Consider the following 24,833-nt stretch of genomic DNA (forward strand, 5'->3'; position numbering starts at 1 on the left):
GGGCACGAGACCGGCCGGATGCCCTCCGACGGCGAGATCGCGCAGGCCGCCGAACTCTGGCCGATCGCCCGGGTGGCGCGGGAGATGTGCGACGTTCCGGAGGAGGCGCTGCTGCCCCACGGCCGGCACATCGCCAAGCTCGACCGGGCCTGGCTGGCCACGATCGAGGACGCGCCGCTCGGCAAGCTCGTGCTCGTCACCGGCATCTCCCCCACGCCCGCCGGCGAGGGCAAGACTACGACCGTGGTCGGCCTCGTCGACGGGCTGCGCCGGATCGGGGTGAAGGCGGCCGCGGCGCTGCGGGAGCCGAGCATGGGCCCGGTCTTCGGGATGAAGGGCGGCGCGGCCGGCGGCGGCTACGCCCAGGTCGTGCCGATGACCGAGATCAACCTGCACTTCACCGGCGACTTCGCGGCCATCGCGGCGGCCAACAACCTGCTGGCCGCCCTGCTCGACAACTACCTGCACCACGGCAACGCCCTCGACATCGACCCCCGCACCATCACCTGGCGCCGGGTGCTCGACATGAACGACCGAGCGCTGCGCGACGTCGTCATCGGGCTGGGTGGCACCACCAACGGCGTGCCGCGCGAGGACGCGTGGGACATCGTGGTGGCGAGCGAGCTGATGGCGATCTTCTGCCTGGCGACCTCGCTGACCGACCTCAAGGAGCGCATCGGGCGCATCGTCGTGGCCCACACCCGCGGCGGTGCTCCGGTCACGGCGGCGGACCTCGAGGCCCAGGAGGCGCTGACGATCGTGCTGTCGCAGGCGCTGCAGCCCAACCTGGTGCAGACCCTCGAGCACTCCCCCGCGTTCGTGCACGGCGGGCCCTTCGCCAACATCGCCCACGGCTGCAGCTCCGTGCTCGGCACGCGCACGGCGTTGCGGCTCAACGACGTAGTGGTGACCGAGGCCGGGTTCGGCTCCGACCTGGGGGCGGAGAAGTTCTTCGACCTCAAGTGCCGGCTGTCCGGACTCCGGCCCAGCGCTGCGGTGGTGGTGGCGACGGTGCGGGCGCTCAAGCACCACGGCGGGGTCGCGGTGGGCTCGGTCGGCTCGGAGGGCGAGGACGTCGACGCCGTACGCCGCGGCGGTGCGAACCTCACGCGGCACCTGCAGAACCTGCGTGACGTCTTCGGGGTCCCCGCCGTGGTGGCGATCAACCGCTTCCCGACCGACACCGACGCCGAGGTGCAGGCCGTGCGCGAGATCGCCGACCTCGAGGGCTGCCTGGCCGTGGCCAGCACCCACGCGGCCGACGGCGGCGCCGGGGCGGTCGAGCTGGCCGACGCCGTGCAGGACCTGCTCGACAAGGACGAGGTCGACTTCTCCTTCTGCTACCCCGACGAGGGCGGGGTGGCGGACAAGGCGGCGACGGTCGCGCGGCGGGTCTACCGGGCCGACGGGGTGACGTTCGGCGCGAAGGCGCAGAAGCAGCTCGACCGGATCACGGCCGACGGCTTCGGCCACCTGCCGGTGTGCTTCGCCAAGACGCAGTACTCCTTCACCACCGACCCCGCCAGGGTGGGCGCGCCGGAGGGGCACGTGGTCGACGTACGGGAGGTGCGGCTGAGCGCCGGGGCCGGGTTCGTCGTGCTCGTCGCGGGAGCGGTCATGACGATGCCAGGACTGCCGAAGGTGCCGGCGAGCAGCCGGATGTCGATCGACGCCGAGGGACGGATCAGTGGGCTGTCGTGAGCGGCTGAGATGCGTCCCGGAGCGGTTGCGTCCTGCACAACGCGTTGCGTGATGCGCAACGCGGCTAGGCTGCCACTATGAGCGACGAGACCGGAAGCGAAACTGACGTCGTCCGCGTGCAGTCGGTGGACCGCGCCATCACCATACTCGAGATCCTCGCGCGCGAGGGTGAGGCCGGCGTGACCGACGTCGCCACCGAGCTCGGCGTCCACAAGAGCACCGCCTTCCGGCTCATCGCCACGATGCAGGCGCGTGGGCTCGTGGAGCAGGCCGACGACCAGCGGAAGTACCGCATCGGGCTCTCGCTCGTGCGCATCGCCGGCACCTCGGCCGCCCGCAGCGACCTCGTCCAGCTGGCGCGACCGATGTGCAAACGGCTCGCGGCCGAGACCGGCGAGACGATCAACCTGGCCGTGCTCGTCGACTCGACCGCGCTCTACGTCGACCAGATCGCCGGGGAGTCCACGCTGCAGCCGCACAACTGGGTCGGCCAGCGCATCCCGCTGCACGCCACCAGCAACGGCAAGGTGCTGCTGGCCCACCTCCCCAGCGAGGAGGTCGACGAGCTGGTGCCCCACCTGGAGCGGCACGGCCCCCGCACCGTTACGCGACGCGCCACCCTGCACCGCCAGCTCGCGCAGGTCCGCGAGCTCGGCTACGCACTCGCCGTCGACGAGCTCGAGCAGGGGCTCACCGCCCTGGCCGCGCCGATCCGGGACGCCCACGGGGAGGTCGTCGCGGCCGCCAGCGTCAGCGGCTCGACGCACCGGATGGACGCCGGCACGGTCACCGCAACGATCGAGCCGCTGCTGCGCGCCGCCCGGGACGCGTCGCTGGCGCTGGGGTGGACCGACACCGAGGACGATGATCCGTTGACACCGCGACGGCCCGCACACGAGAGTTGAGATCGTCTCGCATGACGCGATGACGTGCGCATGGCGCAACATGCGCGCCACACCCACCGGAGGTCTTCGTGCCCCTGCCGCAGTCAGCCCAGGTCGTCGTCATCGGAGCCGGCATCGTCGGCAACAGCCTGGTCCAGCACCTCGCTCGCCTCGGCTGGCGCGACATCGTGCAGATCGACAAGGGCCCGCTGCCCAACCCCGGCGGCTCGACCGGCCACGCGTCGAACTTCATCTTCCCCGTCGACCACTCCCGCGAGATCACGGACCTGACGCTCGACTCGGTGAAGCAGTACCAGGAGCTCGACGTGTTCACCCAGTGCGGCGGCTTCGAGATCGCCCGCACCGAGGAGCGCATGGAGGAGCTGCGCCGACGGATGTCGAGCGCCAAGGCGTGGGGCATCGAGGCCGAGCTGGTCACGCCCGAGCAGGTGGCCGAGCGCGTGCCCTTCATCGACACCTCCGAGATCATCGGCGCCTTCTGGACACCCTCGGTCGGCGTCGTCGACTCGCTGCGCGCAGGCACGCTCATGCGGGAGGAGGCGATGGCCGCCGGCGCGCTGACCGTCGTACCCAACGTCGAGGTCACCGGCATGGACGTCGTCGACGGCGCGCTGCGCGCCGTGCGCACCGACCAGGGCGACATCGCCTGCGACACCGTCGTCATCGCCTGCGGCGTCTGGAGCCCGCACCTCGCCGCGATGGCCGGGGCGTCGATCCCGCTCACCCCCGCGGTGCACCAGATGATCAGCGTCGGGCCCATCCCCCAGCTCGCCGAGCTCGAGGGCGAGATCTCGTTCCCGATCATCCGCGACATGGACTCGCTCTGCTACGAGCGCCAGCACGGCGCCGACATGGAGGTCGGCTCCTACGCCCACCGCGCGATCCTGCACGACCCCGAGGAGATCCCCTCGATCGACCGGGCCAAGCTGAGTCCGACGGAGATGCCCTTCACCGCCGACGACTTCGACCCCCAGCTCGAGACCGCGCTGGAGCTGATGCCCGAGGCGCTCGGGGCCGACGGCGCCGAGATCCGCTACGCCATCAACGGATTGTTGTCACTCACACCAGATGGCGCTCCGATCCTCGGCGAGAGCCCCGAGGTGCGCGGCCTCTGGTCGGCGGCGGCGGTCTGGATCAAGGAGGGCCCCGGCGTCGGTCGAGCGGTCGCGGAGTGGATGACGCACGGCTACTCCGAGATCGACCTGCACCACAGCGACATCGCCCGCTTCCACCCCCACCAGCGCACCCGTGAGCACGTGCGGGCGCGCACGTCGGAGGCGTTCATCAAGACCTACGGCATCGTGCACCCCGGCGAGCAGTGGACCTCCGAGCGCCGCAAGCGCCTCTCCCCCATGTACGACGACCAGGTCGCGCGGGGCGCGGAGCTCTTCGAGACCGTCGGGTGGGAGCGCCCGCAGTGGTACGCCTCCAACGAGGCGTTGTTGGGCGAGTACGGCGACGCCGTCATGCCGCGCGAGGCCGAGTGGGACAGCCGGTGGTGGAGCCCCATCATCAACGCCGAGCACTTGGCCATGCGGGAGCGGGCCGGCATCGTCGACCTGAGCGCGTTCTGCATCTTCGACGTCGCCGGGCCGGACGCGCTCGCGGCCGTGCAGCGGACCGTGGTGGCGCAGGTCGACGTCGCGCCCGGCCGGGTCGTCTACACCCCCGTGCTCGACGCCAAGGGCGGCTTCCGCTCCGACCTGACCGTGATGCGCCTGGGCGCCGACCACTTCCGCGTCGTCACCGGCGGCGCGCACGGGATGGCCGACCTGGCCTGGTTCCGCGCCCACGCCCGAGGCCTCGGCGCCGCGGTGACCGACCTGACGTCGGCGTACACCACGATCGGGCTGTGGGGCCCGCGCGCCCGCGACATCCTGGGGCGCCTCACCGTGGCCGACATCAGCCACGAGGGCTTCGGCTTCGCCACCGCGCGCGGCATCGAGGTCGGCAGCCTCGACGTGCTGGCCTCGCGGATCTCCTACGTCGGCGACCTGGGCTGGGAGCTCTACGTGCCGATGGAGCAGGGCGCCCGGCTGTGGTCGCTGCTGCACGAGGCCGGCGGGCCCGACGGTGCGGTGCCGGTCGGCATCGGCGTCTACGGCACGACCGGGCGGCTGGAGAAGGGCTACCGGGCCTACGGTGCCGAGCTCGACACCGAGCGCACCATCGTCGAGGCCGGCATGCAGCGGCCGCGGGTCAAGGAGGCGGACTTCACCGGGCGCGACGCCTACCTCGCGCAGCGGGAGAAGGAACCCGACCGGGTCATGTGCACCCTGGGCGTCGACGACCACACGTCGGCGTCAGGGGTGAAGCGCTACATGCTCGGCGGCGAGCCGATCCTGACCGCGTCCGGTTCGCCGATCACCGATGCGCACGGGCATCACCCCTACGTCACCACCGCCGGCTCGGCGCCGAGCCTCGGCAAGCACCTGCTCATGGCCTACCTGCCGCCGGAGCAGGCGGCCGTCGGCACGTCGCTCGCGGTCTCCTACATGGAGGAGCTCTATCCCGTCACCGTGCTCAGCGCGGACGCGACGCCGGTCTTCGACCCCGACAACGAGCGGCTGCGGTCGTGACCCGGGTCCTCGTGGCGGTCAAGCGGGTCGCCGACACGTCCGGCGAGGTCGTGCTGACCGACGACGGGCAGGGCCTCGACGGCCGGTTCACCGGCTACACGATCGGCGACCACGACTCCTGCGCGGTCGAGCTGGCCATCCGGGTCGCGGAGGCCGGGGACGGTGACGTGACCGTGCTCAGCGTCGGGTCGTCGGACGCCACCGACCAGATCCGCTCCGCGATGGCGCTGGGCGCCGGGGCGGGGATCCTGGTCGAGGCGGACGTCGCCGCGATGGGCCCGGCCGACGTGGCGGCCCAGATCGCAGCCGTGGTGCGCGACGCGTGCGCGAGCGGGTCGACGTACGACCTGGTGGTGCTGGGCAACGACGCGGCTGACACCGGTGACTTCCAGGTGCCGATCCGGGTCGCCCACGCGCTCGGTCGCCCGATCGTCACCGGCGCGCGGATGCTGGAGGTCAGCGATGGCGTACTGGTGGCGCAGGTGCAGGGGCCGTACGCCGACGAGACCTACGAGCTGCCGCTGCCCGCGGTCGTCTCGGTGCTCGAGGGTGGCGCCGAGCCGCGCTACCCGACGCTGCGAGGGCGGATGGCGGCGAAGAAGGTGCAGATCGAGGAGCGCGGGCCCGTCGGTACGCCGGCCGGCGGTGGCCGGGTGCGCTGGCACGTGCCGCCACCGGCGCCCAGCGAGGCCGAGGTGATCGGCCAGGGCGCGGCCGCGGCGCCCGCCGTCGTCGAGGTGCTGGAGAAGCTGGGGGTCCTCCGATGATCCTGGTGGTCTGCGAGGTCGACCCGTCGACCGGTGAGGTCGACGAGGTCTCGCTGGAGTCGCTCGCGCTGGCGCGCTCGTTCGGCGCCGCCGCCGGCTCGGACGTGCATGCAGCCGTGGTGGGCCCGGTGCCCGACGCGGGCGCCGTGGCCGCGACGCTGGGCCGGCACGGCGCCGTCGCAGTGAAGCAGGCGGTGGGCGACGGCGTGGCCCGGTACGGCGGGGCGGCGTGGGCGACGGCCGTGGAGACCCTGCTCGACGACGCCGTCGACGTGGTGGCCGTGCTGGCCGGCGGCACGCCGCGGGGCATGGAGGTGGTCGCCCACCTCGCCGCACGGTGGGAGGTGCCGATGGCGGCGAACGTCGTGTCCTTCGAGGGCGCGTCGCCGCTGACCGTGCGGCGCCAGGTCGCGGGCGGGTCGGCGTTCGAGGAGATGTCGCTGAAGGAGCAGCCCGCCGTGTTCACCGTGGCGGGTCACGCCTGGAGGGCCGAGGAGACCGGTGGTGAGCCGGCCGCCTGGACCGAGCACGCGGTCGCCGTACCTCCTGAGGAGCTGGCGGCCCGGGTGGTGCGCACGACCGAGCGGGTCGCGGACGCATCCGGCAGCCTGACCTCCGCCCCGGTCGTCGTCGGCGCCGGGCGCGGCGCCGGAGGGCCGGGCGGGTTCGGCCCCGTGACGGAGCTGGCCGAGCTGCTCGGCGGCGCGGTCGGCGTCACGCGCGTGGTCACCAGCCTGGGCTGGCGGCCGCACCACGAGCAGGTCGGTCAGACCGGCAGCCGCATCGCCCCTGACGTCTACATCGCCTGCGGCATCAGCGGCGCCATCCAGCATTGGGCCGGGTGCGCGTCGTCGAAGACGATCATCGCGGTCAACACCGACGACGAGGCGCCGATGATGACGCGAGCGACGTACGCCGTGGTGGGTGACATGCACGAGGTCGTGCCGGCCGTCGTCGAGGAGATCCGCAAGCGTCGCTGAGCCGACGCCGACCTCGGTCGTTGGTCGGAGTTTCGTGCTCTACTGCACGCCATGCACCACGTCGTCACCGCAGCGCTAGTCCGGGACGGGCGGGTCCTGCTGGTCCACCGGAGTCCACTTCGTCAGTCCTACCCGGACGTGTGGGACCTGCCCGGAGGGCACGTCGAGCAGGGCGAGACCGAGCTGGGGGCGCTCTGCCGGGAGATGCGCGAGGAGCTCGGGGTCCAGATGGCAGCTGAGTCAGCGACGTGGCTGTGCCGTCTGGACCTGGGAAGCGGTCCGGAGTCCTTGCGTCTCAGCGCCTGGCTCGTCGCCGAGTGGGAGGGGACACCGGCGAACGTCGCACCGGACGAGCACGACGAGATCGGATGGTTCCGCCTCGAGGAGCTGCCTCCGCTGGCTCACGAGGCCATCGGCTCCGTGGTGACCACGGCCCTCCGGGGCGGCCGAGCCTGACCTGGAGACGGTCGTGGCGGTGCACGCGCACGCTCAGCTGCTGCGGAGCCGGTCGAGGTAGTCGCGCCGCTGGTCGAGGTCGACGTCGTCGAGGAACATCGACTCCCCACCCAGCGCCGACCGCAGCCGCACCGCGACCCGCTCGGGCACGAACTTCATCGCCGCCGTCATCCCTCCGGCCACCTTCGTCACCCGCACGAACGGCCGCGGCCGCTCGATGAGGTCCGCGGTGGCCCGCGCGATCTCCTCGGGCTCCGCGTTGCGCACGCCCTTCACCCCACCCGTGCCCGCGACCAGCTCGGTGTTGGTGAAGGTCGGCCGCACGGTCGACAGGTGGACGCCGGAGGTGCGGTACTCCTGGCGCGCCGCCTCGGTGAACCCGATGACGGCGTACTTCGTGCCGCAGTAGGCCGCCAGCCCCGGCATCGCGAGCTCGCCGGCGAGCGACGCGGTGTTGATGATGTGGCCCGAGCGTCGCGGCAGCATCCGCTGGAGCGCGAGCCGGGTCCCGAACATCACCCCGAGCACGTTGATCTCGACCTGCCGTCGCGTGACGGCGTCGTCCTCCTCATGCACGTGCCCGGTCGGCATGATCCCGGCGTTGTTGACGAGCACGTCGAGCGGCCCGAGGTCGCGCTCGACGAGGTCGAGGAAGTCGCGGAACGAGTCGGGGTCGGTGACGTCGAGCCGGGTGTACGTCGTGACGCCGAGCTGGTCGGCCGCCTCCTTCAGCCGCGCCTCGTCGATGTCGCCGAGGGCCACGCGGTGCCCGCGGCGCAGCAGCTCTCGCGCCGTCTCGTAGCCGATCCCGCGGGCTCCCCCGGTGATCGCCACCGTCCTGCTGGTGTACGACGTCGTCCGCTTGCTCATGCGCTCTCCTTCATCGACGGGTCAGGGTGATCGGCAGGCCGTCGGCCGGCACGGGAAGCGACGTGTAGTCCCATCGAGCCGCGTAGCCCTTGGGCAAGGTCCAGGTGTAGGTGCGCAGCATCTGGTGGAGAATCGCCTTCACCTCGAGGGTGCCGAAGTGCATCCCGATGCACTTGTGGGCGCCGCCACCGAAGGGCACGTAGCCGAACCGGTGATTCTTGTCCTCGCGACGTGAATCGGCGAAGCGCTCGGGATCGAACTGGTGGGGGTCGCTCCAGCACTCGGTGTCGAAGTGGTTCATCACCTGCGCGACCGCGACGACCGTGCCGGCCGGGATCCAGCGGCCGCCGACCTCGACGTCCGCGACCGACCGCCGCATCGCGATCGGCACCGGCGCGACCAGGCGCAGCGCCTCCTTGACGACGAGGTCGAGCGACGTGAGCGACTCGAGGTCGTCGATGTTCGGCGGCCCGTCACCGAGCCGGTCCGACTCGGCGCGGACGCGTTGCTGCCACTCCGGGTGGAGCGCCAGGTAGTACGCCGCCGCCGCCGTCGCGATGGTGGAGGTGTCGTGCGCGGCCATCATCAGGAAGATCATGTGGTCGACCACGTCGGTGTCCGTGAACGCCTCGCCCTCATCGGTGCGCGCCCGGCACAGGCCGGCGAAGAGGTCGTCCCCGTCACCCTGGCGCGCCGCCGGGAGGTGGCGGCGGAAGTAGTCCTCGAGCACCTCGCGACCCCGCATCCCCGCCCGCCAGCGCGTGCCGGGGAGCGGGTGGCGCACCAGGGAGTTCCCCGCACGCACGGTGGCGACGAAGGCGTGGTTGAGGCGCTCCATCTCGTCGGTCCCGCCACGCCCGCCCATGAAGACCTCGCTCGCGATGTCGAGGGTCAGCGTCTTGAGCCGGGGATAGATCGGCGAGGCCTCGTCGACGGGCCACGCGGCCACACCTTCCCGCACGACCGGGGCGAGCTGCGCGCCGTACGCCGCGAGGCGGTCGCGGGTGAACGCCTCCTGCATGATGCGGCGGTGGAGCCGGTGCTCGTCGAAGCTCAGCAGCATGAGGCCCCGGCGGAAGAACGCCTCGATGAGGTGGTTCCACCCGTCCTGGGAGAACGACTTCGCCTTCGTCGTCAGCACCTCCTGCGTCGCGCTCGCCCCCGTGACGACCACGACGCGCGCGCCCGGCGAGCCCATCCACCAGACCGGCCCGAGCCGCTCGGAGCGCGCGCGCAGGTAGTCGGTGCCGAAGCGGATGTAGTCGAGGCTGTGCCCGACCACCGGGAGACCCTGCGACCCCGGCACCGGCTGCGCGCCGACCTCGGCCGGCGGCGGGGTGAGGTCGCTGATCGCCCAGCGCGCGGTGAGTCCGGACCACGCGTCGTCGACGCGGGGCGGCAGGGGGGCCACCAGGACCGACGAGAGGCGCTCACGCCGCCTCGTGGTGGTGGATCGCGCCAGGTTGGTCATCGAGCCGTCCTTCCCGTACGCCGACCGCCGTGGCGGGTGCCGTCCAAGGGCCCGGGCGACAGGAAGCAGCCTGTGACAGAAGTAGTGTTTTTGTCAACGGACGGCACAGGAACGTGACGCGTGTCGCTCAGGCCAGCCTGAGGTAGCGCAGCGCGACGTCGCAGATCAGCCGTCCCGTCCCCGCCGGGTCGTCGCCGGGAAGGGCGACGTAGCTGACGGTCAGGCGGATCAGGGCATCGGCGCCCTCGCGCAGCTCGACCGGGTCCCGATCGGGCAGTCGGCTCCCCAGCCAGGCCACAAGCGTGTCGCCGGCGAGGTCGACGAGCTGCTTCGACGCGGTCAGCAGCGGCAGTGCCCCGGCGGCGGTCTCCGGCACCCTGGGCCCGACGGAGGGCTCGCGGTGGGTCACCAGCATGGCGCGTAGCAGAGGGCTCGCCGCGGCCTGTGCCATTGTGTAGTCGACCGAGGCGCGGACGGCGCCCACGACGTCAGCCTCACCCTCGTGCTCGGCGAGGACCTCCTGGATGCCGACGAGGAACCGCTCGCTCTCGTGGAGGACCAGCGCCTCCCCCAGCCCCTGCTTGTCGCCGAACTCCTTGTAGACCATCGCCCGCGACGTGCCGACGTTCTCGGCCACCTGCCCGACCCGGACCTTGTCCCAGCCCTTGGCGACCGTCTCGTCGTACGCCGCCGCGAGCGTGCGCTCGCGCAGGTGGGTCCGGAAGGACTCGCGCAGCGACGGCGTTCCCTTGGACGGCATGGGACCGAGGCTAGCGGCGCGGCCATCCCCGGACTTGGCAGCGCGCGCGAGCCCACCACAGGTGTTGGCATATACTGCCAACGGAGGTGGTTGTCGTGGCGACACGCAACGTGGTCCTGACCCAGCACCAGCACGAGCTCGTCGAGCAGCTTGTCAGCTCCGGGCGCTACCAGAACGCCAGCGAGGTGCTCCGCGAGGGACTCCGACTTCTCGAGCGCGAGCACGCGGAGGACGAGGCGAGGCTTGCTGCGCTGCGCAGAGCCGCCGACCTGGGATGGTCGGACGTCGTCGCAGGGCGCTTCGACGACGTCGGTGACGAGAGCCTGGACGCGTACATCGCGGGGCTCGGCCGCCCGGCAACCACCGATCCCCGATAGGGGCGCATGTGGCGCAGTACCGTCTCAGCCGGGCAGCGCAAGCCGACATCGCCGCGATCCTCGAGTGGTCGGCCGACGAGTTCGGCTCAGCAGCCCGCGCACGCTACGCGTCGCTGTGGCTGCCGCCGTCCGCGACGCCGCCGCTCCCGACAACAGCATCGGCCGGAAGGAAAGGCCTGAGCTGGGCGTCGGCATCTTCTCCTGGCACCTGTCCCAGAGTCGCCCGAACGTTCGCGGAGGCACGGTGCGCCGACCGCGCCACTTCCTGATCTGTCGCTGGGACGGCGACGTCCTCGTCGTCGGACGGGTCCTCCACGACTCGATGGACACCCGACGACACCTCCCCTCCCCGCCCTTGTGGGAGTGAGGCGGTCCGCATGATCGCTCGACGCCCAGGACATCCTGCTACCCGAGGAAACACGACATGACTCCGCTCACCGCCGCCGAGATCCGAGCGTCCTTCGTCAACTGCTCCCGGGGCGAGGCGAAGCGCGCCGCGCTGCCGGACATCGCCGCCGTGCCCTGGACGGACCTCGACTTCCTCGGCTGGGTCGACCCGTCCGGCTCGTCACGCGCCTACCTGGTCGTCGAGCGTGACGGCGCTCCGCTCGGGATCCAGCTGCGCCAGACAGCTGGCGTCGGCGCCGCCCGCAAGACGATGTGCCACGTCTGCATCACCGCGCACTCGGGCAACGGCGTCGCCCTCAGCGTCGCGCAGAAGACCGGCGCGGCCGGCAGGAAGGGCGACTCGACCGGCCTCTACCTCTGCCGCGACCTCGCTTGCTCGCTCTACGTGAGGGGAAAGAAGCGCACCGGCACGGTGAGGCTGCCCGAGACCCTCAGCGTCGAGGCTGCTATCGAGCGTCTGCGGCGCAACCTCGACCAGTTCGTCGATCGCGTGACCCAGCCGTGAGACACGGCTAGGTCCGCACGTCAGCCCCGTCGGACCACGCGCGCTCCTGCGCGGAGCACCCGCGGGATCTCCGCGACCTCGTCGACCACGGCGGCAAGGCGTGCCTGGTCCTCGACGGGGGCCGGCGAGTCGATCGTGACGTCGTAGCTGATGCCGGTCGACTTCCAGTCCTCGTCGAAGCCACCGTCAGCCTCGACCGCGACGCCGTCGATGGTGATGCCGAGGCGCTCGGCCTCCCGGTAGGTGTCGTTGAGGACGCACAGGGCCACCGAGAGGTTGAGCACCTGCGCGCCGTTGGCAGCAGGTCCCGCGACCACGCCTTCCTCGGTCCAGGCATGACGGAGCGCGACCGTCTCGGGTCCGACCGCAGCGCGCAGGGAGCCGGCCGTTGCGCGCACGCCTGACGTGTACAGATCCATGCCCCCATGATGCTCTCGGCGAGATCGGCGTGGGCTGCGCCGTGCCAGCGGAGCGTCAAGGGCAGCAGGTCACATCCGGACCGGTGACACACTGCGCGGATGGAGGTCTTCCGCACGCCCGACTCCGCTTTCGAGAACATCCCGGACTTCGCGTGGGAGCCGAGGTACGCCGAGGTCGCCGACCCCGACGGCGGCACGCTGCGCATGGCGTACGTCGACGCCGGCCCGGCCGACGGACCCGTGGCGGTGCTGCTCCACGGCGAGCCGTCCTGGTCGTTCCTCTACCGCCACGTCATCCGCGTGCTCACCGAGCGCGGGATCCGCTGCGTGGTGCCCGACCTCATCGGCTTCGGCCGCTCCGACAAGCCGCTCGACCAGGCCGACTACTCCTACGCCCGCCTGGTGGAGTGGACCCGTGAGCTGGTCGTCGACCACCTCGACCTGCGCGAGGTCACCCTCGTCGGACAGGACTGGGGCGGCCTGATCGGGCTCCGCCTGGTCACCGAGAACCCGGACCGCTTCTCCCGCGTGGTCGCATCGAACACCGGACTCCCGACCGGGGACTTCGACATGCCCGAGGTGTGGTGGCAGTTCCGCCGCGCGGTCGAGACGACCGAGGTGCTCGACATCGGCCGCCTGGTCGCCGCCGGCTGCGTGCACCCGCTCTCCGACGAGGTGCGGGCGGCGTACGACGCCCCGTTCCCGGAGGAGCGCGCGAAGGCGAGCGCCCGCGTCATGCCGACGCTGGTGCCCACCCGGCCTGACGACCCCGCGACCGAGGCCAACCGCGCTGCTTGGGAGGTGCTCTCGACGAGCGAGGTGCCCTTCCTCGTCGCGTTCAGCGACCGCGACCCGATCACCGGCGCGATGGGGCCGATCCTCCAGAAGCTCGTCCCCGGCGCCCGCGGCCTGAGCCACCCGACGATCCGCGACGCGGGCCACTTCCTGCAGGAGGACGCCGGCGAGGAGCTGGGACAGGTCGTCGCGGCCTTCATGGGGGGAGGATGACCGAACGGTCGGGTCTGAGGTGATCGCCGGACAGCGACGTCGGGCGGCCGCTAGAAGTGGGGCATGGACTCGATGCCTCCACCCGTCGCCCCGCACGCCACCGCCGACGCCTCCGTCGGCCAGCGTGTCGGAGCCCTGCTCCTCGACACGCTGCTGGTGATGCTCCCGCTGTTCATCGTCTCGGGGATCCTCTTCGGCGAGAGCCAGGCCGACGGCGGCGGCGCGAGCGTGTCGCTGACGGGCATCCCGTTCCTGCTCACCGTGCTCGTGGCCTTCGGCTACTTCTTCGGCCTCGAGGCCGCCAACGGCCAGACCCTCGGCAAGAGGATCGTCGGGACACGCGTCGTCTCCGACAAGGGCCCCGAGCTGACCGCCGCGCAGGCCCTGATCCGCACCGTCATGCGCGTGGTCGACGGATTCGCCTTCTACCTGGTCGGATTCGTCGCCGCTCTCGCCAGCCCGAAGAACCAGCGGCTCGGCGACATGGCCGCCTCGACGAGGGTCGTCAGGAGCCGGTAGCGACGGAGGTCCGGAAGACCTCGACCGGCCCGCAGCGGACGTCGTACGTCGTCGCCATCGTGTCGAGGGCTGCCTGGTACGCCGGGCGCTTGCGCTTGTGCGCGACGACGAACCGCAGGGTGTCGACGAGCGTGCGGGGCGGGGCGTACCAGAGGTTGAAGTCGAGGCCGAAGGTCGCGAACACCGAGCGCGGCACGGCGTCGAGCACCAGCCCGAGGTTGTACTGCACCAGCGTGGCGGCGGCCGCCGAGAACGCGGCCTTCGACTTCAGCAGGAGGTCGTCGCCGTCGAGCTGGTAGAGCGGGACCTCGGTGATCTTGTCGAGGAAGGCCAGGTGCGTGAGGAAGTAGCCGGCGAACGAGGTGAACCCGAACATCGGGGTCCGCCCGATGACCACCGTGCGCCCTGACTCCGACACGTAGGGCTCGTGGACGTTGTCCTCCCGGCCGTTCAGGTAGCCGGTGCAGTTGACGACCCAGGTGCCGGGCTCGACGGGCACGACCTCCCCACTGCGCAGGCGAAGCTCTACCCCTTCGCTGGTGTCGACGGCGTCGACGAGGTAGTCCAGGCGGACCTGGTCGAGGCCGGCCCGGATCTGCCGCGCCTCGTCGTCGCCGAGCAGTCCGAAGATGTAACGGTCCGCGCGCTCGGTGACCGCATGACCGAACCTGCGGTGCGTCGCGTCCAGGACCTCCTGAGCGTTCGTGCCGTCGAAGGCATCGGCCATCATCGCGAAGTGACGGACGGCCAGGGTCCGCCGCCACCACCGGGCACCACCGGTGGCGAAGAAGTAGTCGCGCCGCGAGAAGAAGGTCCCCGCCCCTGCCAACAGGTTCACGCTGCGCCCGGGTTGCGCCGTGACCAGCGCCAGAGCCGTGTCCATGGCGGTCTTGCCGCCACCGACGATCCAGACCGGGGCGGAGTCCTGGGCGATCCCACCGTCGCGCATGTCGCAGAAGTCAGGAGAGACCGAGTGGACGGCGGTGCTGCTGAGCGCCAGCGCGGGGTTCGTCTCGACGGACAACCCGACGGCCTTGACCAGCCGGTCGGCGACGACGGTGACGCGCTGGCCGTCGGCCCCGCGACACACCACGCGCACGGTGCCGTCGACCTCGTCGTGCTGCTCCAGCTCGTGGCCGAACAGCTCGACCACGGTGGTCTTCTTCTTGATCTCGTCGAGGCAGTGCCGGAGGTGGTCGAGCACCTCCCCCTTGTCGGCGAGGTACTCCGGGGGCTTGTCGATGGTCCACGCGACGTTGCCCGTGGTGAAGAAGGGGTGCGGCTGGTGCAGGCGCACGTAGTCGTAGGTGTTCACCCACATGCCGCCGGGACGGTCGTTGCGGTCGACCAGCACCGCGGTCTGGTCTGGCCCCAGGTACTGAGCCGCCACCCACAGGGCGTTCAGCCCCGCGATCCCGGCGCCCACGACGCACACGTCCGCGCGGATCTCCGCCGATCCGCCTCGATCGTTCTCCACTGTCACCAGGCCACGCTCCCCACGCCGAGCCCCGTCTCCGTGCCGCTCAGAGGAATCGTGGCACCGCGTGCGCCTCCGGTCGAGGGTCGTTCGGCCCCATCGCGGGAGTCAGTCGACGGCGTCGATCAGTCGGCGCAACGCGGAGACGTGCTGCTGCAGGGCGGTGCGTCCGGCCTCGGTCAGCGCCACCCACGTCGTACGTCGTCCCGCGCGCGTGCCCTTGTGGCTGCGGACGTAGCCGGCGTTCGCCAGCGCCGACACGTGCTTGGAGAGCACCGAGTCGCTGACCTCGAGCGCGTCGCGAAGGGTGGCGAACTCGGCCTCGGAGACCGCCGACAGGGTGGCGAGGAGCTGCAGGCGCGCGGGGGCGTGGACCAGCGGGTCGAGCTTCTCCATCAGGCCAGGACCAGGAGCACGACGAGCCCCAGGCCGGCCACCAGGACCAGCGCGGCGAGCATCCGCGGGGAGGAGCCCCGCGCGTGGGTGACGGGGTCGGCGACGTACGCGTCCCACCACCGCCGTACGCCGAGCGCGTAGCCGGCTCCCCCGGCCACCGCGGCGACCACCGTGATCCACCACGCGGCCTCGAAGGCCGCCCAGGTCGCGCACGCCAGGGCGCCCATGTAGGCACCCGTCGCCAGCGGGCCCGTCCCGAGCACGACCTGGCTGGCCAGGCCGTCGACCCGGGCGCCGTTCACGCCCCGGAACAGGCGCAGCGCCACCGCGGCGACGACGGCGAAGACCACGAGACCGGCGAGCAGGACGCCCATCCCGGTGGCTGTCTGCTGAGCGATGCCCCAGGCGGCGGTGGCGATCTGCACGGAGACGGCGGCGCCGAGCGCGGGCACGAGACCGGCGGGCAGGCGGATGCCCGACGTCATGCGCTCACGGGCCTGGTCCGCGCTCGCGAGCGCGGCGCGGGCCGTGGCGGGATCCGGACCGGCAGCACTACTTTCCATAACGGAAAGTTTGCTCCTCACTTTCCAATCTGGCAAGAAGAGATCTGGACGGCGACCCCCAGCTGCCGCCGCTGAGCCCCTCCGCGAGCCCTCCGCGTGGCACGACCCGTCCGACGCGGACGGTAGGATGACCGGTCGCAGCGCCATCGAGAGGAACACACCCGCACATGGGTCTCCACCACCTCCTCGGCTCGACCTCATGAGCGGCGCGACGTCACCCGACACCGACGTCGACGTCCTCCGCGAGGCCCGACGCCGTCGTACCTTCGCGGTCATCAGCCACCCCGACGCCGGCAAGTCGACCCTCACCGAGGCACTCGCGCTGCACGCCGAGGTGATCTCCGAGGCCGGCGCCGTCCACGGCAAGGCCGGCCGCCGGGGCACCGTCTCGGACTGGATGGAGATGGAGCGCGCCCGCGGCATCTCGATCACCTCCGCGGCGCTGCAGTTCGCCTACGGCGACCACGTCGTCAACCTCGTCGACACCCCGGGCCACGCCGACTTCAGCGAGGACACCTACCGCGTGCTGTCCGCGGTCGACGCGGCCGTCATGCTCGTCGACGCGGCGAAGGGGCTGGAGCCGCAGACGCTCAAGCTCTTCCAGGTCTGCCGCTACCGCCGCATCCCGGTCATCACCGTCATCAACAAGTGGGACCGGCCCGGCCGCGACGCCCTCGAGCTGCTCGACGAGATCGACCGGCAGATCGGGCTGCGCCCCACTCCCCTGACCTGGCCGGTCGGCGTCGCCGGCGACTTCCGCGGCGTGCTGCAGCGCACCAGCGGCGACTTCATCCGCTACACCCGCACCGCCGGCGGCTCCAAGCGCGCCCCGGAGGAGCACCTGTCCTCGGCCGAGGCGCGCGAGCGTGAGGGCGAGGCCTGGGAGGCGGCCGAGGAGGAGCACCAGCTGCTCGAAGCAGACGGCGCCGACCACGACCAGGAGCGCTTCCTGGCCGGTGACACGACCCCGGTCCTCTTCGCCTCCGCCATCAGCAACTTCGGGGTGGCACAGCTGCTGGACACCCTGGTCTCGATCGCCCCGCCGCCGTCCGACACGGCGGACGCCGAGGGCTCGCTCCGCGCGCTGGCCGAGCCCTTCAGCGCCTTCGTCTTCAAGGTGCAGGCCGGGATGGACACCGCCCACCGCGACCGGCTGGCCTACGCCCGGGTCGTCTCGGGCGTCTTCCGCCGCGGCATGGTCGCGACCCACGCGGAGACCGGTCGTCCGTTCCCCACGAAGTACGCCCAGGCCGTCTTCGGACGTGAGCGGACCATCGTCGAGACCGCCTACCCCGGCGACATCGTGGGCCTGGTCAACGCCGGGTCGCTGCGCGTGGGCTCCACGATCTTCGAGAGCGACCCGGTCCGCTTCCCGCCCATCACCAGCTTCGCCCCCGAGCACTTCGCCACCGTCCGCGCGGTCGACTCCGGGCGCTACAAGCAGTTCCGCCGCGGCATCGAGCAGCTCGACCAGGAGGGCGTCGTGCAGGTCCTGCGCTCGGAGATGCGCGGCGACCAGGCCCCGGTGCTGGCTGCGGTCGGCCCGATGCAGTTCGAGGTCGTCGAGCAGCGGATGGGCAGCGAGTTCAACGCTCCGGTCCGGCTGGAGCGGTTGGGCTACTCGCTGGCACGTCGTACGACGCCCGAGCACGCCGTCGAGCTCAACAGCCTGCGCGACGTCGAGGTGCTCCAGCGCTCGGACGGCGACCTGCTCGCGCTGTTCCCCGACCGCTGGCGGGCCGGCGCGGTCGAGCGCATGCACCCCCACCTCGTGCTGGAGACCCTGGTCGCCGGCGTCGGCTGAGCCCTGCGCAGCCTAGATTGGCTCCCATGGGTACGACGAGCGAACCGGTGCCGTTCGAGGTCTACGAGCCGGGCACCTACCTCCACGGCACCAAGGCGCACCTCGTGGCCGGTGACCTGCTGGTGCCCGGCCGGGAGTCGAACTTCGAGGCCGGCCGGGTCATGAACCACATCTACTTCACCGCCACCCTCGACGCGGCGGTCTGGGGCGCCGAGCTGGCGCCGGGCGAGGGCCGTGGCCGGATCTACGTCGTCGAGCCGGTCGGCGACTTCGAGGACGACCCCAACGTCACCGACAAGAAGCTCCCGGGCAACCCGACGCAGTCCTTCCGCAGCCGCGAGCCGCTGCGCGTCGTGCGCGAGCTGCACGACTGGGTCGGCCACTCCCCCGAGAAGCTCCAGGGCATGCGCGACGGTCTCGCCCGCATGCAGCGCGAGGGCACCGCGGTCATCTACGACTGAGGCACCGGACCGGACCACCGGGGAAATGCCCGTGCCGGGTCGGGCGGACGCGGTCCACGATGGGGCGATGAGCGAGTCGCTGCTGCCGGACGAGGGAGAGCACCTGACCGACGGCTGGGAGCCCGACGCGCCCCCCGACGACACCCTCAAGCGCCGCGCGGTGCTCGTGCACGCGTCGTGGCCGCTGGCGGTGGCCGCCGCGCTCAGGCGACCCTCACGGCGTACGGACCGCTGGTCGGGCGCCTGGGTCGGCGACACCGGCGACCTGACCAACCCGGTCGTCCTCACGCAGCCGGTCCCCGACGCCGACGCCGCCACGCTCGTCGCCGAGGTCGCCGAGCTGGTCCCGCCGACGTCGCCGTACTTCCTGCTGAGCCCGTGGCTGGGCCCCGACCTCGCTCCCCACGGCCTGGCGCTGCTCGGCCACCCGCCGGTGATGGTGCGGTTCCCCGCTCCCGGTCCCGACCGTCAGCCGGAGGGCGTGAACGTCGTCGAGGTCCGCAGCCCCGAGGAGCTGGCCCGGGCCGAGCAGGTGTTGATCAGTGGCTTCCCGATGCCCGGCAGCGGCCCGGGCAGCGTGCTCCAGCCGGGTCTCCTGGACGGCACCACCCGGGTGTGGGTCGGGTCCGTCGACGGGGAGCCGGTCTCGGTGGCCGCCGCCCACCAGGCCGCCGGCGCCACCCTCGTCGAGTACGTCGCTGCGCTCCCGTCGGCGCGGGGTCGCGGCGCGGGGGCGGCCGTCACCTGGGCGGCGACGCTGGCGGACCCCGACGTGCCGGCCGTCCTGGTCGCCAGCGACGACGGACGTCCGACGTACGAGCGGATGGGCTACGTGGCGCTCGAGCGCTGGACGGCCTGGCTCCGACCAGCGCAGGAGTGACCGGCTCGTCGGGAAGCGCGGCCGGTGGTTCCGTCGTCGCGAGCGCCGCCAGGGCGGCGGCCACGACGGCCACCGCGGTGATCCGCAACGTGAAGTCGACCAGGCCGGCGCACAGCGGCGCTGCGGCCGCCACCTGCAGCCAGCAGTCCTGCGTGGTCCACGAACGGCAGCGTCGGAGGGCGAGCACCACCACCAGGACGCCGAGCGCGAGGCCGACGAGGCCGTACTCCACGCCCCACTGCAGCAGCTCGTTGTGGGCGTGCGTGGTCACCCGGGCTCCGGGGACCGAACGCTCGTAGGGCTCCGGGAGCGTCCCGGCCCCGACCAGCGGGTGCTCGGCGATGCGACCGAGCGCCTGCTGCCACAAGTGGGGTCGCTGCTCGAGCGGCTCGGTCGCCACCCGCCACGCGACCATGGCGCCGCCGACGAGCACCGCGAGACCGGTGAGGGCCCGGAGCACGCGGCTGGGACGGGTGGCGGCGTACCCCAGGAGCAGGACCCCGGCGACCAGGATGGCGGTGCGGCTGCCGGTCGCGAGCAGCGCCGCTCCCTGGAGGCCGAGCGCGAGCCCGGACAGACGGCCGCCGCCGCGCTCCGCCTCGCGAGCCGTGAGGACCGAGGTGGCGACCAGCAGCATGCCGAGACCCGTGGCGGAGCCCAGCGTCGACGCGGGGCGCGAGGGGTAGGGCACTCCCTGTGCCACCGCGAGGGCGAACTCGCCGAGCACGACGACCGCGTGCAGGCATCCGAGGACGACCAGGCCGGTGACGAAGAGCTCCCGCTGGGCCCGGTCGAGGCGGGCGACGACGAGCACGGTCAGCGTCGCCGCCCCGACCAGCAGGGGGATGCGGGCGGTCTCCAGCGAAAGGCCGTCGCGCAGTGGCCCGAGCGCGACCAACCAGGTCAGCAGCGCGGCCAGCGACCCGACCAGCAGCGGGTCGCGCGGCAGCCGCGCCCGGACGGCGACCCCGGCGCTCCCGAGGAGCGCGAGGACGACCACCAGGTCGCGCAGGTCCGTCCCGCCGCGAGTGGCGAGCGACCACGCGACCGCCGCCAGCAGCAGGGACGCCGTCACGGCCCCGGGCCGGGCGGTGCGCCGGGCCCCGCGCCGGGCCCCGCGCCGGGCCCCGCGCCGGGCGCAGGATCGGCAGTGGCGGCCTTCTGCCGCTTCGACCACTGCGAGTGGAGCCCGACCGCCGCCGCCAGGACCGCGAGGATCGGCCCGAGGTAGAGGAACGGCTTCTGCAGCGTCGCCCAGAACGAGTCGCCCGGCTCGACGGCCCGCACCGTCTTCGTCACCGGCACGGCCTGCGCGAGCGCCTGCCCCTCGGCGCGCCCGGCGACGTCGGCCACGAAGACGAGGTCGACCTGGCCGGGCTCGTCCGGGATCACGGTCCACCGGCGCTCGACGGTGCCCGCCGGCGCACTCACCAGCGACAGGCCGGGCGCGACCTCGGCCCCGGTCCCGACCGAGGCCGACGGACCGGGCGGGGCCTCGGTGATGGTGACCTCGGCGGAGTCCTCCCCCTGCTCGAGGCGGATGTCGGCCGACACCGAGTCCGCGGGCGCCGCCAGCGGCATCGACGCGCCCACGTCGTGCTCCTTGCCGACGGTCATCTCGTCGGGGACCTCGGTCTCCATGGCGGCGGCGGCGTTGACCACCGCGTCGAAGTCGCGCTGGACGGGGTTGACCTCGACGGTGACGGGGACCGGCTGGTTGACGTCGGCGAGGTTCGGGATCGTCCGGCCCTCGACGACGACGGTGGGGCTGACCTGGACCATCAGCGTCTGGTCGCCCGGCTTCAGGGGGGTGACGTCCCACGTCCAGTCGAGCTGGAAGCCGCCGCCGGGGCGCCGCGCGCCGTCGTCGAGGAACTGGCGCGACGCCGAGGTCGGCTCGATCACGAACGCTTCCTCGTCCTGGGCCGTCAGGGTCGCCGCGTTGCTCCAGGCGACACGGACCGTCGGCAGGTCCGGGGTCGTCGCGGTCCCGTAGATGAGGCGCGCGGTGAACCCGACGGTCTGGAACTGCGTGACCTCGTCGGCGTCGAACCGGGGGTCGAGGTTGGCCTTTGTGAGCGCGTCACCGATCCCGCCCGGCCCGTCGCCGGGCGTCGGGTAGACCTGCGCGTAGAGCGGGCTGACCGCGGGGAGCGCGACGGCCAGCAACGTCGCGGCCGCGACCACGATCGCCGCCCGCGCCGACCCTCCTGCCGCCGTCACCCCATGCATGGCCTCTTCCCTCGAGCTGAGCGCCTGGGTGCTTCACCTTCGACGCTAGGGACCCCACCCGGCACTGTCCACGCTGGTGCAGACCACGTGACCGGTCCACTCCACCCGCCCGGGTGCGGCGTGCGCTTGGGCCCGACGGTAGAACTGACCCATGAAGCTGTTGCGAAGTGCCGCCGCGATCGGCGTGGCCAAGAAGCTCTACACCGAGGCCCAGAAGCCGGAGAACCAGCGCCGGATCCGCGAGGCCGTCGACAAGGCCAAGGCCAAGCGGGAGCAGCGCCGCCCCCGCTGACCGGCTCCTAGCGGACGGGGTGGCCAGCCTCGGCCAGGCCAGCCTTCACGTCGCCGATGCTCATCTGGCCGAAGTGGAAGACGCTGGCCGCGAGGACCGCGTCGGCGCCCGCCGCCACGGCCGGCGGGAAGTGCTCGACCTTGCCGGCTCCGCCCGAGGCGATGACCGGGATGGAGACGGCGGCGCGCACGAGCTTGATCAGCGGTACGTCGAACCCGTCGCGCGTGCCGTCGGCGTCCATGGCGTTGAGGAGGATCTCGCCGGCGCCGAGCTCCTCGGCCCGTGCCGCCCACGCCACGGCGTCGATGCCGGTGCCGGTGCGGCCGCCGTGGGTGGTGACCTCGAAGCCGGACTCGGTCGTCGTGGCCTCGCCCACCCGGCGGGCGTCGACCGACAGCACGAGCACCTGGTTGCCGAAGCGGTCGGCGATCTCGGCGATCAGCTCCGGACGGCGGATCGCGGCGGTGTTGACCGCCACCTTGTCGGCGCCGGCGCGCAGCAGCGTGTCCACGTCGCTCACCGAGGCGACTCCCCCGCCGACGGTCAGCGGGATGAAGACCTGCTCGGCGGTGCGGGCGACGATCTCGATCGTGGTGGCGCGGCCCTGGTGGGAGGCCGAGATGTCGAGGAACGTCAGCTCATCGGCGCCCTCGGCGTCGTACAGCTTGGCGAGCTCGACCGGGTCACCGGCGTCGCGCAGGCCCTGGAAGTTGACGCCCTTGACGACGCGCCCACCGTCGACGTCGAGGCACGGGATGACGCGGACGGCCAGGGTCACGCCGGGCCTCGGGTCAGCGCGAGCGCGTCCTCGAGGGTGAAGCGGCCCTCGTAGAGCGCGGTGCCGACGATGGCGCCCTCGACGCCCTCGTCCACCAGGCCCGCGATGGCCTCGAGGTCGGCCAGCTCGGTGATGCCGCCGGAGGCGACGACCGGGCGGTCGGTGCGCTCGCACACGGTGCGCAGCAGGTCGAGGTTCGGGCCCTGGAGCATGCCGTCCTTGTCGACGTCGGTCACGACGTAGCGGGCGCAGCCCTCCGCGTCGAGCCGCGCGAGCACGTCGTAGAGGTCGCCGCCCTCGCGGGTCCAGCCGCGCGCGGCCAGGGTGCGTCCGCGGACGTCGAGGCCGACCGCGATCCGGTCGCCGTGCTCGGCGATGGCCCGGGCGCACCACTCGGGCTGCTCGAGCGCGGCGGTGCCGATGTTGACCCGCCGGCAGCCGGCGTCGAGCGCGGCCTTGAGCGACGAGTCGTCGCGGATGCCGCCGCTCATCTCGACCTTGATGTCGAGCTTGCCGACGATCTCGGCCAGCAGCGCGCGGTTCTCGCCGCGCCCGAACGCAGCGTCCAGGTCGACGAGGTGGATCCACTCGGCGCCGCGGTTCTGCCAGTTCAGCGCGGCCTCGACCGGGTCGCCGAAGACCTTCTCCGAGCCCGCGACCCCCTGCACCAGCTGGACGGCGTGACCGCCCTGCACGTCGACGGCGGGCAGCAGCTCGAGGTACGAAGACATGGCTCAAGCCTAGGGCCGCGGGACGGGTCGTCCGCGCCGGGCTCAGACTGCGGGCGCACGCCGCAGGCCGCGCGCCACGAGGGCTGCCACGACACCGGCACCGACCGCCACGCCGACCAGGGCAGGGCCCGCGCCGAGCACCTGGGCCAGGGGCCCGGCGAGGGCCGAGCCGACGGCGATCGCTCCCACGTTGAGCTGGTCGTAGACGCCGAAGACCCGCGCCAGCACCGCCGGGTCGCTGTCGCGCTGCAGCACCGTGACGGCCGCGATCTCGGCCACCAGGGTGGCCGCGCCGGCCAGCCCCACCAGCGGCAGAGCGAGGCGCAGGTCGACCCCGGCCGCTCGAGTGGCCAGACCCGTGCCGAGGAGCGCGAGCACGAAAGCCAGCAACCCCGCCGTGGCCAGCCGGGTGGTGCGGACCGCTCGCGCGAGACGGCCAGTGACCACCACGGCCACCAACGCCCCCACGGTCAGCGCCCCGGGCAGCACTCCGCCCGCTCCCCCTGCCAGCAGCACCAGCGTCACGACGACGTAGCCGTAGAGGAAGTTGTCGACCATGGCCAGCCCCATCGCTGCGCGCAGCCGGGGCCGCGACGCGACAAGACGCAGCCCGGCGAGCGCCTCCGCGGCCCAGCCGGGGGACGTCTCACTGCCGCGAGCCGGCCGCGACAGCCGTACGCCGAGGACCGGGAGGACCGCGACCGTGCAGACGACGGCGGCGACGAGGGCCACGACCGACGGCGGGCACCCCACGACCATCAGCAGACCGAAGAGCCCGGGCCCGACCAGCCAGGCGAGGTTCTCCACCCCGGTGGCCACGGCGTTCCAGCGCTCGAGCCCCTCGTCGGGAACGCACTGCGTCACCGACGCGGCCACCGACGGGTACGCCGGCGTCGCGGCGACCGCTGCCAGCACGGCCAGGACCGCGAGCCAGCCGACCGGACCGTCCAGCACCATCACGCCGGCCGAGGCCGCGACCAGCAGCGCCCGCAGGCCGCAGGACCAGGCCAGGACCGTGCTGCGCGGGAGCAGGTCGGCCACCAGGCCGGCCAGCCCCGAGAGCACGACGTACGGCAGCACGCCGAGGGCGACCGTGAGCGAGGCCAGGGACGCCGAGCCGGTCCGCTCCAGCGCGTAGGCGCCGGCGGCGAGGCTGGTCGTCGTCTGGGCCAGCGTCGCCAGGCCGTGGCCGGTGAGGAGCCGGACCAGTGCCCGCCGTCCGGCCAGGCCCTGCGGGGCCTCCGACACCTCGACCGGCCGCGGAGCCGTGGCGCTGGGCCGCTCCGGGTACGCCGGCTCGGGAGCCCGACGCTGCCGCGGGACCCGCACCTCCACCGGCCCGTGCGTCGGCAGCGGCCGGTCGGCAGGGACCGGGCGGTCGGCCAGCGCGGTGGGTCGGAAGTCGGGGGTCGGCACCGGCGCTCCCTCCCGGGGCCGGGCAGGTGCCGGCCTCGGACGTCAGGAGCGGAGCCGGTGGAGGTTGATACCCGCCGG

Annotated in this window: 25 protein-coding genes; 13 read left to right on the forward strand and 12 right to left on the reverse strand. The window is 72.7% G+C overall.

The window, feature by feature from the left end:
• The first annotated feature begins 18 nt into the window (after window positions 1-18).
• From G7072_RS11270 to G7072_RS11295, 6 genes are all read left to right on the forward strand, one after another.
• Entirely contained in the window at window positions 19-1,701 is a 1,683-nt protein-coding gene (locus G7072_RS11270) for a formate--tetrahydrofolate ligase (protein ID WP_166090019.1), read from the forward strand.
• Window positions 1,702-1,778: 77 nt separating this feature from the next.
• Window positions 1,779-2,606, forward strand: coding sequence for an IclR family transcriptional regulator (locus G7072_RS11275; RefSeq protein WP_166086406.1), 828 nt, complete (start codon window positions 1,779-1,781; stop codon window positions 2,604-2,606).
• Between the two features lie 68 nt (window positions 2,607-2,674).
• Complete coding sequence (locus G7072_RS11280; RefSeq protein ID WP_166086409.1) at window positions 2,675-5,185, forward strand: FAD-dependent oxidoreductase; 2,511 nt, start codon at window positions 2,675-2,677, stop codon at window positions 5,183-5,185.
• Window positions 5,182-5,952, forward strand: coding sequence for an electron transfer flavoprotein subunit beta/FixA family protein (locus G7072_RS11285; protein WP_166086411.1), 771 nt, complete (start codon window positions 5,182-5,184; stop codon window positions 5,950-5,952). Before G7072_RS11280 ends, G7072_RS11285 begins: the two co-directional genes overlap by 4 nt.
• On the forward strand, window positions 5,949-6,932 hold the full coding sequence (locus G7072_RS11290; RefSeq protein WP_166086413.1) for an electron transfer flavoprotein subunit alpha/FixB family protein: 984 nt from the start codon (window positions 5,949-5,951) through the stop codon (window positions 6,930-6,932). Before G7072_RS11285 ends, G7072_RS11290 begins: the two co-directional genes overlap by 4 nt.
• Before the next feature lie 51 nt (window positions 6,933-6,983).
• Window positions 6,984-7,388: an NUDIX domain-containing protein gene (locus G7072_RS11295; RefSeq protein ID WP_166086415.1), complete on the forward strand. Its 405-nt coding sequence runs from the start codon at window positions 6,984-6,986 to the stop codon at window positions 7,386-7,388.
• Between the two features lie 33 nt (window positions 7,389-7,421).
• On the opposite strand, the gene G7072_RS11300 is transcribed toward G7072_RS11295, so the two are convergent.
• The 3 genes from G7072_RS11300 to G7072_RS11310 all read right to left on the reverse strand — a co-directional run bounded on the left by G7072_RS11300 (window position 7,422) and on the right by G7072_RS11310 (window position 10,489).
• Window positions 7,422-8,258, reverse strand: a complete 837-nt coding sequence (locus G7072_RS11300; protein WP_166086418.1) for an SDR family oxidoreductase — start codon at window positions 8,256-8,258, stop codon at window positions 7,422-7,424.
• 10 nt (window positions 8,259-8,268) lie between these two features.
• The gene (locus G7072_RS11305) at window positions 8,269-9,729 is read right to left on the reverse strand and encodes a cytochrome P450 (protein WP_166086420.1); all 1,461 of its coding nucleotides are present in this window, start codon (window positions 9,727-9,729) and stop codon (window positions 8,269-8,271) included.
• A 127-nt stretch (window positions 9,730-9,856) separates the two neighbouring features.
• On the reverse strand, window positions 9,857-10,489 hold the full coding sequence (locus G7072_RS11310) for a TetR family transcriptional regulator (RefSeq protein ID WP_166086422.1): 633 nt from the start codon (window positions 10,487-10,489) through the stop codon (window positions 9,857-9,859).
• A gap of 95 nt (window positions 10,490-10,584) precedes the next feature.
• Here G7072_RS11310 and G7072_RS11315 point away from each other — a divergent pair, with 95 nt between their 5' ends.
• Both G7072_RS11315 and G7072_RS11320 read left to right on the forward strand, forming a co-directional pair.
• On the forward strand, window positions 10,585-10,866 hold the full coding sequence (locus G7072_RS11315) for a type II toxin-antitoxin system ParD family antitoxin (protein ID WP_166086424.1): 282 nt from the start codon (window positions 10,585-10,587) through the stop codon (window positions 10,864-10,866).
• A gap of 424 nt (window positions 10,867-11,290) precedes the next feature.
• The gene (locus G7072_RS11320; RefSeq protein WP_166086426.1) at window positions 11,291-11,779 is read left to right on the forward strand and encodes an FBP domain-containing protein; all 489 of its coding nucleotides are present in this window, start codon (window positions 11,291-11,293) and stop codon (window positions 11,777-11,779) included.
• 20 nt (window positions 11,780-11,799) lie between these two features.
• On the opposite strand, the gene G7072_RS11325 is transcribed toward G7072_RS11320, so the two are convergent.
• Entirely contained in the window at window positions 11,800-12,198 is a 399-nt protein-coding gene (locus tag G7072_RS11325) for an OsmC family protein (protein WP_166086428.1), read from the reverse strand.
• A gap of 99 nt (window positions 12,199-12,297) precedes the next feature.
• On the opposite strand from G7072_RS11325, the gene G7072_RS11330 reads away from it, so the two are divergent.
• A complete protein-coding gene (locus tag G7072_RS11330) occupies window positions 12,298-13,206 on the forward strand; it encodes a haloalkane dehalogenase (protein ID WP_166086430.1) in 909 nt (302 codons plus the stop codon).
• 63 nt (window positions 13,207-13,269) lie between these two features.
• The gene (locus G7072_RS11335) at window positions 13,270-13,725 is read left to right on the forward strand and encodes an RDD family protein (protein WP_166086432.1); all 456 of its coding nucleotides are present in this window, start codon (window positions 13,270-13,272) and stop codon (window positions 13,723-13,725) included.
• Here the strand turns inward: G7072_RS11335 and G7072_RS11340 are convergent.
• The 3 genes from G7072_RS11340 to G7072_RS11350 form a co-directional block, all read right to left on the reverse strand.
• Window positions 13,712-15,202 (reverse strand): FAD-dependent oxidoreductase, encoded by a 1,491-nt coding sequence (locus G7072_RS11340; protein ID WP_206063088.1) that lies wholly within the window; start codon window positions 15,200-15,202, stop codon window positions 13,712-13,714. The two genes, G7072_RS11335 and G7072_RS11340, sit on opposite strands and share 14 nt — an antisense overlap.
• 108 nt (window positions 15,203-15,310) lie before the next feature.
• Window positions 15,311-15,598, reverse strand: coding sequence for a transcriptional regulator (locus G7072_RS11345; protein ID WP_166086434.1), 288 nt, complete (start codon window positions 15,596-15,598; stop codon window positions 15,311-15,313).
• Entirely contained in the window at window positions 15,598-16,161 is a 564-nt protein-coding gene (locus G7072_RS11350) for a hypothetical protein (RefSeq protein WP_166086436.1), read from the reverse strand. The genes G7072_RS11345 and G7072_RS11350 overlap by 1 nt, the downstream gene beginning before the upstream one ends.
• 199 nt (window positions 16,162-16,360) lie before the next feature.
• Between G7072_RS11350 and G7072_RS11355 the strand changes: the two genes are divergently transcribed.
• Window positions 16,361-17,965, forward strand: a complete 1,605-nt coding sequence (locus G7072_RS11355; RefSeq protein ID WP_166086438.1) for a peptide chain release factor 3 — start codon at window positions 16,361-16,363, stop codon at window positions 17,963-17,965.
• A 26-nt stretch (window positions 17,966-17,991) separates the two neighbouring features.
• On the forward strand, window positions 17,992-18,426 hold the full coding sequence (arr, locus tag G7072_RS11360) for an NAD(+)--rifampin ADP-ribosyltransferase (RefSeq protein ID WP_166086440.1): 435 nt from the start codon (window positions 17,992-17,994) through the stop codon (window positions 18,424-18,426).
• Between the two features lie 740 nt (window positions 18,427-19,166).
• Here arr and G7072_RS11365 read toward each other — a convergent pair.
• Window positions 19,167-20,381 (reverse strand): O-antigen ligase family protein, encoded by a 1,215-nt coding sequence (locus G7072_RS11365; protein ID WP_166086442.1) that lies wholly within the window; start codon window positions 20,379-20,381, stop codon window positions 19,167-19,169.
• On the reverse strand, window positions 20,378-21,538 hold the full coding sequence (locus G7072_RS11370) for a hypothetical protein (RefSeq protein WP_166086445.1): 1,161 nt from the start codon (window positions 21,536-21,538) through the stop codon (window positions 20,378-20,380). The genes G7072_RS11365 and G7072_RS11370 overlap by 4 nt, the downstream gene beginning before the upstream one ends.
• Window positions 21,539-21,689: 151 nt before the next feature.
• Here G7072_RS11370 and G7072_RS11375 point away from each other — a divergent pair, with 151 nt between their 5' ends.
• Window positions 21,690-21,830, forward strand: a complete 141-nt coding sequence (locus G7072_RS11375; protein WP_166086448.1) for a hypothetical protein — start codon at window positions 21,690-21,692, stop codon at window positions 21,828-21,830.
• Between the two features lie 7 nt (window positions 21,831-21,837).
• On the opposite strand, the gene hisF is transcribed toward G7072_RS11375, so the two are convergent.
• From hisF to G7072_RS11390, 3 genes are read right to left on the reverse strand one after another with little or no spacing between them, the layout of a single operon-like run.
• Window positions 21,838-22,608 (reverse strand): imidazole glycerol phosphate synthase subunit HisF, encoded by a 771-nt coding sequence (gene hisF / locus G7072_RS11380; protein ID WP_166086450.1) that lies wholly within the window; start codon window positions 22,606-22,608, stop codon window positions 21,838-21,840.
• Complete coding sequence (priA, locus tag G7072_RS11385; protein WP_166086452.1) at window positions 22,605-23,339, reverse strand: bifunctional 1-(5-phosphoribosyl)-5-((5-phosphoribosylamino)methylideneamino)imidazole-4-carboxamide isomerase/phosphoribosylanthranilate isomerase PriA; 735 nt, start codon at window positions 23,337-23,339, stop codon at window positions 22,605-22,607. Before priA ends, hisF begins: the two co-directional genes overlap by 4 nt.
• A 42-nt stretch (window positions 23,340-23,381) precedes the next feature.
• Window positions 23,382-24,755: an MFS transporter gene (locus G7072_RS11390; protein ID WP_166086454.1), complete on the reverse strand. Its 1,374-nt coding sequence runs from the start codon at window positions 24,753-24,755 to the stop codon at window positions 23,382-23,384.
• Window positions 24,756-24,833 lie beyond the last annotated feature (78 nt).

This window comes from Nocardioides sp. HDW12B, assembly GCF_011299595.1.
Classification (GTDB): domain Bacteria; phylum Actinomycetota; class Actinomycetes; order Propionibacteriales; family Nocardioidaceae; genus Marmoricola_A.

Bases quoted from the DNA above. Each gene is read 5' to 3' on its own strand.
- G7072_RS11270 (WP_166090019.1), top strand. From the start codon at position 19: ATGCCCTCCGACGGCGAGATCGCGCAGGCCGCCGAACTCTGGCCGATC.
- G7072_RS11275 (WP_166086406.1), top strand. From the start codon at position 1,779: ATGAGCGACGAGACCGGAAGCGAAACTGACGTCGTCCGCGTGCAGTCG.
- G7072_RS11290 (WP_166086413.1), top strand. From the start codon at position 5,949: ATGATCCTGGTGGTCTGCGAGGTCGACCCGTCGACCGGTGAGGTCGAC.
- G7072_RS11295 (WP_166086415.1), top strand. From the start codon at position 6,984: ATGCACCACGTCGTCACCGCAGCGCTAGTCCGGGACGGGCGGGTCCTG.
- G7072_RS11300 (WP_166086418.1), bottom strand. From the start codon at position 8,258: ATGAGCAAGCGGACGACGTCGTACACCAGCAGGACGGTGGCGATCACC.
- G7072_RS11305 (WP_166086420.1), bottom strand. From the start codon at position 9,729: ATGACCAACCTGGCGCGATCCACCACCACGAGGCGGCGTGAGCGCCTC.
- G7072_RS11310 (WP_166086422.1), bottom strand. From the start codon at position 10,489: ATGCCGTCCAAGGGAACGCCGTCGCTGCGCGAGTCCTTCCGGACCCAC.
- G7072_RS11320 (WP_166086426.1), top strand. From the start codon at position 11,291: ATGACTCCGCTCACCGCCGCCGAGATCCGAGCGTCCTTCGTCAACTGC.
- G7072_RS11325 (WP_166086428.1), bottom strand. From the start codon at position 12,198: ATGGATCTGTACACGTCAGGCGTGCGCGCAACGGCCGGCTCCCTGCGC.
- G7072_RS11330 (WP_166086430.1), top strand. From the start codon at position 12,298: ATGGAGGTCTTCCGCACGCCCGACTCCGCTTTCGAGAACATCCCGGAC.
- G7072_RS11335 (WP_166086432.1), top strand. From the start codon at position 13,270: ATGGACTCGATGCCTCCACCCGTCGCCCCGCACGCCACCGCCGACGCC.
- G7072_RS11345 (WP_166086434.1), bottom strand. From the start codon at position 15,598: ATGGAGAAGCTCGACCCGCTGGTCCACGCCCCCGCGCGCCTGCAGCTC.
- G7072_RS11350 (WP_166086436.1), bottom strand. From the start codon at position 16,161: ATGGAAAGTAGTGCTGCCGGTCCGGATCCCGCCACGGCCCGCGCCGCG.
- G7072_RS11355 (WP_166086438.1), top strand. From the start codon at position 16,361: ATGAGCGGCGCGACGTCACCCGACACCGACGTCGACGTCCTCCGCGAG.
- arr (WP_166086440.1), top strand. From the start codon at position 17,992: ATGGGTACGACGAGCGAACCGGTGCCGTTCGAGGTCTACGAGCCGGGC.
- G7072_RS11370 (WP_166086445.1), bottom strand. From the start codon at position 21,538: ATGCATGGGGTGACGGCGGCAGGAGGGTCGGCGCGGGCGGCGATCGTG.
- G7072_RS11375 (WP_166086448.1), top strand. From the start codon at position 21,690: ATGAAGCTGTTGCGAAGTGCCGCCGCGATCGGCGTGGCCAAGAAGCTC.
- priA (WP_166086452.1), bottom strand. From the start codon at position 23,339: ATGTCTTCGTACCTCGAGCTGCTGCCCGCCGTCGACGTGCAGGGCGGT.